Genomic DNA, 6427 nt, shown 5'->3' with positions numbered 1-6427 from the left:
TCGCGTGGTCCTGGCGCCCCGACGCTGGCGTCAAGCCCGCCGTGCTTTTGACGAAGCGCGCGGGCGACGGTGACTAACAAGCCGGACACCGGGGAGAGCGCGAAGTAAACGTGAAAACCATCGCGCAGGGGAGGCCGGGATGTCTCGGCTGCACCTGTGGTGACTGCCGCCTGCTTTCTTCTCTGCAGGCGGGCCATGGGGGCGGCGAGCTCCCGGCCTTCCCTGCGCCCTCTCATGATCGAGATGGCGGGACTGCCGCATACCTCGGGCGTGTGACGCCGCGAGACTGATGAGGTGTGTCTGCAATGCTGTTTGAAGCGTGGAACTGAAGATATACGCCGTGGATGCGTTGAATAGAGTAGCCAAAGCGGCCGCCGTCAGGTGGCGGCGTGCCCACCCGTCGGCGAGCGAGACGCGTCTCCACTGGTGACACGCGTTCTCACCGCCGTCATTGCGAGGAGCGCAGCGACGAAGCAATCCAGAGTCCCGCGGGTGCCCCTGGATTGCTTCGCTTCGCTCGCAATGACGGAAAGAGCAGAGCCGTAGGGTGGGCAAAGGCGAATGCGAGCTCTTTCAACGGGCGAGCTCGCAGTGGCGCCGTGCCCACCATGCTGCAGCGGCGTGCGCTGACGGTGGGCACGCTGCCGCCTGCGGCGGCTGCTTTGCCCACCCTACGAGTATCAGCTAGCTCCACCCCTCCAGCACGATCTTGCCGCGCGAGGTGTTGCTCTCGATCAGGGCATGCGCGCGCTTGAGGTTGGCGGCGTTGATGGTGCCGTAGTTGTCGCCGAGGGTGGTGCGGATGACGCGCTTGTCGATCAGATCGGAGACGTCGTTGAGCAAATTGTGCTGCGCGATCATGTCGGGCGTCGTGAACGAGGAGCGCGTGAACATCGATTCCCAGTGGATCGAGATCGCCTTGCCCTTGAAGGCGGCGAGCGAGAACTCGGCGGGATCGTCGATCAGGCCGAACTTGCCCTGCGGCGCCATGAACTCGGCGATCGCCTTGTAGTGCTGGTCGCTGTGGGTGAGGCTCGCCACCAGGCCGACCGGCGGCAGCTTGAGCGCGTCGATCTGCTCCTTCATCGGCTTGGCGTGGTCGATCACGGCATGGGCGCCGAGCGCAAGGCACCAATCGCGCGATTCCGGCCGGGTCGCGGTCGCGAGCACGGTCAGGCCGGTGAGCCGGCGAGCGAGCTGGATCAGGATCGAGCCGACGCCGCCGGCCGCGCCCGTGATCAGCAGCGTGCGGTCATCGAGGCTCTTGCCGGGCACGGCGCCAAGCCGGTCGAACAACAGCTCCCAGGCGGTGATCGAGGTCAGGGGCAGGGCGGCGGCCTCCGCAAACGACAGGCTCTTCGGCTTGGCGCCGACGATGCGCTCGTCGACGAGATGGAATTCGGCGTTGGTGCCCTGGCGCAGGATCGAGCCGGCGTAGAACACCTCGTCGCCCGGCTTGAACAGCGTCACCTCGGGGCCGACCGCTTCGACCACACCCGCGGCGTCATAGCCGAGGATCTTGGTCTCGCCGGCCGGCGGCGCGGCCCGCTTGCGCACCTTGGTGTCGACGGGATTGACCGATACCGCCTTCACCGCGACGCGGATGTCGCGCCCTTTGGGCTCGGGTTTGGCGATCTCGAAATCGAACAGCGCCCGCTCTTCCGTGATGGGCAGCGACTGCTGGTAACCGACGGCCTTCATGAACAACCTCCTGGCTGGCCCTGCGATAGGTCCTACTTGTCCTGCTGGCGTCGATTGAGCAAGTACTGTAAAAAAGGGGAACTAGTCCCCGTTTGGATACTATTGGGCCGAAACGCAATGAAACGGAAGAATTTCACCCGCCGCCCGGGCTGCGCGGTCGAAGCCACGCTGGACCTGATCGACGGCAAGTGGAAGGGCGTCATCCTCTACCACCTGCAGGGTGGCAGCCAGCGCTTCGGCGAGCTCAGGCGGATGATGCCGGGCATCACCCAGCGCATGCTGACCAAGCAGCTGCGCGCGCTGGAGGACGACGGGCTGGTGGTCCGAAAGGTCTATGCCGAGGTGCCGCCGCGGGTCGATTACACGCTGTCGGAGGTCGGCGAGAGCCTGCGGCCGGTCATCGAGGTGCTGAGGAGCTGGGGCGAGCGGCACCAGGAACGGCTGTCCAGTGCCCCCGTTTCAGACACCATCAAAACGCCGCATCAGACCGCCTGAGCTTGGCCGCACCGGCCGTTCCGCCTATATCCAGGGCCTCATTTTTCCAGGATTGCTCGCATGACGTTGATTCGCTCCACCGTGGCCCTGCTGCTGTCGCTGCTGGCCGCCTCCCCGCTCGCGGCGCAGGACCGGCGCGTGCCGCAGTCCGCGGCCGAGCTGCGGCTGTCCTATGCGCCGATCGTGCAGCGGGTGCAGCCGGCGGTGGTCAACGTCTACGCCGCGAAGGTGGTGCAGAACCGCAATCCCTTCCTCGACGATCCCGTCTTCCGCCGCTTCTTCGGCCTGCAGGGCGGCCCGCAGGAGCAGATGCAGCGCTCGCTCGGCTCGGGCGTGATGATCGATCCGTCGGGCCTCGTCGTCACCAACGTGCACGTCATCGACGGTGCCGACGAGGTCAAGGTGTCGCTCGCCGACAAGCGCGAATACGAGGCCGAGATCGTGCTCAAGGACAGCCGCACCGACCTCGCGGTGCTCAGGCTGAAGGGTACCAAGGAGCAGTTTCCGACGCTCGAGCTCGCCAATTCGGATGATCTCCTGGTCGGCGACGTCGTGCTCGCGATCGGCAACCCGTTCGGCGTCGGCCAGACCGTGACCCACGGCATCGTCTCGGCGCTGGCGCGCACGCAAGTCGGCATCACCGACTATCAGTTCTTCATCCAGACCGACGCCGCCATCAATCCCGGCAATTCCGGCGGCGCGCTGGTCGACATGAGCGGCCGGCTCGCCGGCATCAACACCGCGATCTATTCGAAGTCCGGCGGCTCGCAGGGCATCGGCTTCGCGATCCCCGCCAACATGGTCCGCGTCGTCGTCGCCTCCGCCAAGGCCGGCGGCAAGGCGGTGAAGCGGCCGTGGCTCGGCGCGCGGCTGCAGGCGGTGACGCCGGAGATCGCGGAGAGCCTGGGTCTGCGCTCGCCGACCGGCGCGCTGGTCGCGAGCGTCACGCCGAACAGCCCGGCGGCGCGCGCCGGCATCAAGTCGTCGGATCTGATCGTCTCGATCGACGGCCAGGCCGTCGATGATCCCAACGCCTTCGACTATCGCTTCGCCACCCGTCCGCTCGGCGGCACCGCGCAGATCGAGCTGCAGCGCGGCGGCAAGCCGGTGAAGGTCGCGGTGGCGCTGGAGACGGCGCCGGACACCGGACGCAACGAGATCGTCATCAATGGCCGTTCGCCGTTCCAGGGCGCCAAGGTCGCCAACATCTCGCCGGCGGTGGCCGACGAACTGCATCTCGACGCCGATACCGAGGGTGTCGTCATCCTCGAGCCCGGCGACGGCACCACAGCGGCCAATGTCGGCTTCCAGAAGGGCGACGTGATCATGGCGGTCAACAACCAGAAGATCGCCAAGACCGCCGATCTCGACAAGGCCTCGCGCGAGCAGGCCCGGCTGTGGCGCATCACGGTGCTGCGCGGCGGCCAGCAGATCAACGTCACGCTCGGCGGATGAGCCCGAAGCGCCCCCAGCAAGGCGGGCCGAGCCTCTTCGCTGCGGCGGGGATGGAGCACGATGCGCCGCGGCCGTTGCCGGAGCGGCTGCGGCCGCACAAATTGTCAGACGTGGTCGGTCAGGATCACATCCTCGGCCCCGACGGCGCGCTGACCCGCATGCTGGAGACGCGCACGCTGGGGTCGCTGATCTTCTGGGGCCCGCCGGGCACCGGCAAGACCACGGTGGCGCGCCTCCTCGCCGACGCCACCGAGCTGCATTTCGAGCAGATCTCCGCGGTATTCTCCGGCGTCGCCGACCTGAAGAAGGTCTTCGACGCCGCCCGCGCCCGCCGCGAGACCGGGCAGGGCACGCTGCTCTTCGTCGACGAGGTGCATCGCTTCAACAGGGCGCAGCAGGACTCCTTTCTCCCCGTGATGGAGGACGGCACCGTCGTGCTGGTCGGCGCGACCACGGAGAACCCGTCCTTCGAGCTCAACGCCGCTCTGTTGTCGCGCTCACGCGTGCTGGTGTTCCATTCGCTCGATGCCGCCGCGATCGAGAAGCTGTACAGCCACGCCGAAGCTGTCGAGGGCCGCAAGCTGCCGCTCGACGAGGAAGCGCGCAATGTGCTGATCCGCATGGCCGACGGCGACGGCCGGGCGTCGCTGACGCTCGCCGAGGAGGTGTGGCGCTCGGCGCGCAAGGGCGAGATCTTCAATGCCGTACAGCTGCAGGAGATCCTGCAGCGCCGCGCGCCGATCTACGACAAATCCGCCGACGGCCACTACAACCTGATCTCGGCCATGCACAAATCGGTGCGCGGCTCCGATCCTGATGCCGCGCTGTACTACTTCGCCCGCATGCTCGATGCCGGCGAGGACCCGCTGTTCCTGGCGCGGCGCATCGTCCGCATGGCGGTGGAGGACATCGGCCTCGCCGATCCCCAGGCGCTGGTGATCGCCAACGCGGCCAAGGATGCCTACGACTTTCTCGGCTCGCCCGAAGGCGAGCTGGCGATTGCCCAGGCCGTGATCTACGTCGCGACGGCGCCGAAATCCAACGCCGCCTACAAGGCCTTCGGCGCCGCCAAGCGCGTCGCCAAGGAAGGCGGCTCGCTGCTGCCGCCGAAGCACATCCTCAACGCGCCCACCAAGCTGATGCAGAGCGAGGGCTACGGCTCCGGCTATCAATACGACCACGATGCGCCGGACGCGTTCTCGGGCCAGGACTACTTCCCGGAAGCCCTCGGCCGCCAGCACTTCTACGACCCGCCCGAACGCGGCTTCGAGCGCGAGATCAGGAAGCGGCTGGACTACTGGGCGAAGCTGCGCAAGGAGCGGGGCGGATAGAACAGCCCACGCTGTTCGTTACTGGGCCGCACATCGCGCTGCTCGTGTTGCATCCTGCTCTCACCGCGTCATTGCGAGCGCAGCGAAGCAATCCAGAGTCCTCGTTCCGCCCTGGATTGCTTCGCTGCGCTCGCAATGACGGTCGAGAGAGCGCGTTGCTACTTCCCCGCCTGCACGAACTCGGCGATCTCGCGCGTCAGCCGGTCGTCGGCGGTGTTGATCGAATACACCTCCGACATGTGGCTGTGCTGCGGCAGCATGACCGCGCGGGCACAGCCCGTTGGCCGTTTGCAGGCGGCCTGCTTCAGCAGGTCGAACTGCTCGACGAAGCGCGGCGGGTCGAGCTCGGCGGAGGCGATCATCAGCGGCAGGGTCGAGGCCTGCAGGCCCTCGAGCGACGAGCGTTCCTTGAAGCGCGAGGGATCGATGCCGAAATAGGCCATCTCCTGGTCGCCGAGAGGCGACGCGGTGAGGTCGTAGATGCCCGATGCCATGATGGCTCCGGCCAGGCCCCCGCCGCCCACCTTGTGGAATTCGGGATGCGCGACGTAGGTCGCGACATGCACTGCGCCGGCCGAATGCCCCATCAGGTAGATTCGCGCGGGATCGCCGCCGTTCTCCACGGCGTGCGCCGCCACCCATTGCACGGCGCTGGCGACGTCCTCGACGCCGGCCGGCCAGGGAAATTTCGGCGCCAGGCGGTAGGTGATGTTGACGCCGACGAAGCCGCGCTTCACCGCCCACAACATGATGTTGTCGTAGAAGGGGCTGTCCGGCGTGGTGCGCTTGTTGCCGCCGATGAAGGCGCCGCCATGCACGAAGATCAGGATCGGACGCGGCGCGGCCGCCGTGTCGGGCGTGAAGACATCGAGCAGGTTGCGCTCGGCCGCGCCGTAGCGGACATCGCGCTGCACCTTGACGTCGGCGTAGGGTTCCCGGGCCTGCAGCGGCGCATAGAGCGCAGCGGTCTTCGGCGGGTCGATCACCCGGCCGATCTCGATCAGCTTCCAGGCGATCTCGTCAGGCATCGGGCTCTGCTGCGCCTGCGCATCGCTCAGCATCAGCGCGGCCGCAACGATCGCCAGGCCCAGTCGTGTCAGCGTCATACGAAGAGCTCCGATCAGCATCGATTCGGCGGAGGACATGCTCGCGGCATTTATCGCGTTTTCGCCGTGACTGGCAGTGGCTTTTGGGATACGCAGCACCCATGAGCCGCCGCATCAAACGCACCCAGAGCCGATCCGACCGTCCGACCGACCGCCGCAACAGCGAGCGGCCGAAGGCGGAGGCCGCGCGCGGCGCCAGCGCGCCCGCCAAGCGGGAGATGCCGAAGCGGGAGCCGGCAAAGCGGAGCGAGAGTGATCGTCCGCGGCGCGAGCGGTTTGCCGGGGAGCGCGAGGCGGCACCCCGCGGCGAGTTCGGTCCGCGCAAGGGACGGGCGCCGC

6 protein-coding genes and 1 pseudogene are annotated in these 6427 nt (G+C 67.4%); 4 read left to right on the top strand and 3 right to left on the bottom strand.

Going from position 1 to position 6427, the window contains the following annotated elements; genetic code table 11:
• Both BRAS3809_RS37145 and BRAS3809_RS27775 read right to left on the bottom strand, forming a co-directional pair.
• Positions 1-197 (bottom strand): hypothetical protein (locus BRAS3809_RS37145; protein ID WP_210161116.1); only part of this gene is annotated, 197 nt, incomplete at its 3' end.
• A gap of 487 nt (positions 198-684) precedes the next feature.
• Positions 685-1701, bottom strand: a complete 1017-nt coding sequence (locus BRAS3809_RS27775) for a zinc-binding alcohol dehydrogenase family protein (RefSeq protein WP_008965322.1) — start codon at positions 1699-1701, stop codon at positions 685-687.
• A 117-nt stretch (positions 1702-1818) separates the two neighbouring features.
• Between BRAS3809_RS27775 and BRAS3809_RS27770 the strand changes: the two genes are divergently transcribed.
• From BRAS3809_RS27770 to BRAS3809_RS27760, 3 genes are read left to right on the top strand one after another with little or no spacing between them, the layout of a single operon-like run.
• A complete protein-coding gene (locus tag BRAS3809_RS27770) occupies positions 1819-2196 on the top strand; it encodes a winged helix-turn-helix transcriptional regulator (RefSeq protein WP_008965321.1) in 378 nt (125 codons plus the stop codon).
• A 60-nt stretch (positions 2197-2256) separates the two neighbouring features.
• Positions 2257-3651, top strand: a complete 1395-nt coding sequence (locus BRAS3809_RS27765; RefSeq protein WP_008965320.1) for a DegQ family serine endoprotease — start codon at positions 2257-2259, stop codon at positions 3649-3651.
• Positions 3648-4982: a replication-associated recombination protein A gene (locus tag BRAS3809_RS27760; protein ID WP_008965319.1), complete on the top strand. Its 1335-nt coding sequence runs from the start codon at positions 3648-3650 to the stop codon at positions 4980-4982. Before BRAS3809_RS27765 ends, BRAS3809_RS27760 begins: the two co-directional genes overlap by 4 nt.
• Before the next feature lie 158 nt (positions 4983-5140).
• Here BRAS3809_RS27760 and BRAS3809_RS27755 read toward each other — a convergent pair whose 3' ends face one another.
• Positions 5141-6127, bottom strand: coding sequence for an alpha/beta hydrolase (locus BRAS3809_RS27755; protein ID WP_008965318.1), 987 nt, complete (start codon positions 6125-6127; stop codon positions 5141-5143).
• A 62-nt stretch (positions 6128-6189) separates the two neighbouring features.
• Here BRAS3809_RS27755 and BRAS3809_RS27750 point away from each other — a divergent pair.
• Positions 6190-6427 (top strand): annotated as a pseudogene (locus tag BRAS3809_RS27750) (RluA family pseudouridine synthase); the annotation flags it as partial.

The sequence above is a fragment of the Bradyrhizobium sp. STM 3809 genome (assembly GCF_000239795.1).
Taxonomy (GTDB): domain Bacteria; phylum Pseudomonadota; class Alphaproteobacteria; order Rhizobiales; family Xanthobacteraceae; genus Bradyrhizobium.
The sequence above is the reverse complement of the archived record's forward strand: the minus strand, read 5'-3'. Positions and strand labels throughout refer to the sequence as shown.

Coding starts and splice junctions, on each gene's coding strand:
- BRAS3809_RS27775 (WP_008965322.1), bottom strand. CDS start 1,701: ATGAAGGCCGTCGGTTACCAGCAGTCGCTGCCCATCACGGAAGAGCGG.
- BRAS3809_RS27770 (WP_008965321.1), top strand. CDS start 1,819: ATGAAACGGAAGAATTTCACCCGCCGCCCGGGCTGCGCGGTCGAAGCC.
- BRAS3809_RS27765 (WP_008965320.1), top strand. CDS start 2,257: ATGACGTTGATTCGCTCCACCGTGGCCCTGCTGCTGTCGCTGCTGGCC.
- BRAS3809_RS27760 (WP_008965319.1), top strand. CDS start 3,648: ATGAGCCCGAAGCGCCCCCAGCAAGGCGGGCCGAGCCTCTTCGCTGCG.
- BRAS3809_RS27755 (WP_008965318.1), bottom strand. CDS start 6,127: ATGTCCTCCGCCGAATCGATGCTGATCGGAGCTCTTCGTATGACGCTG.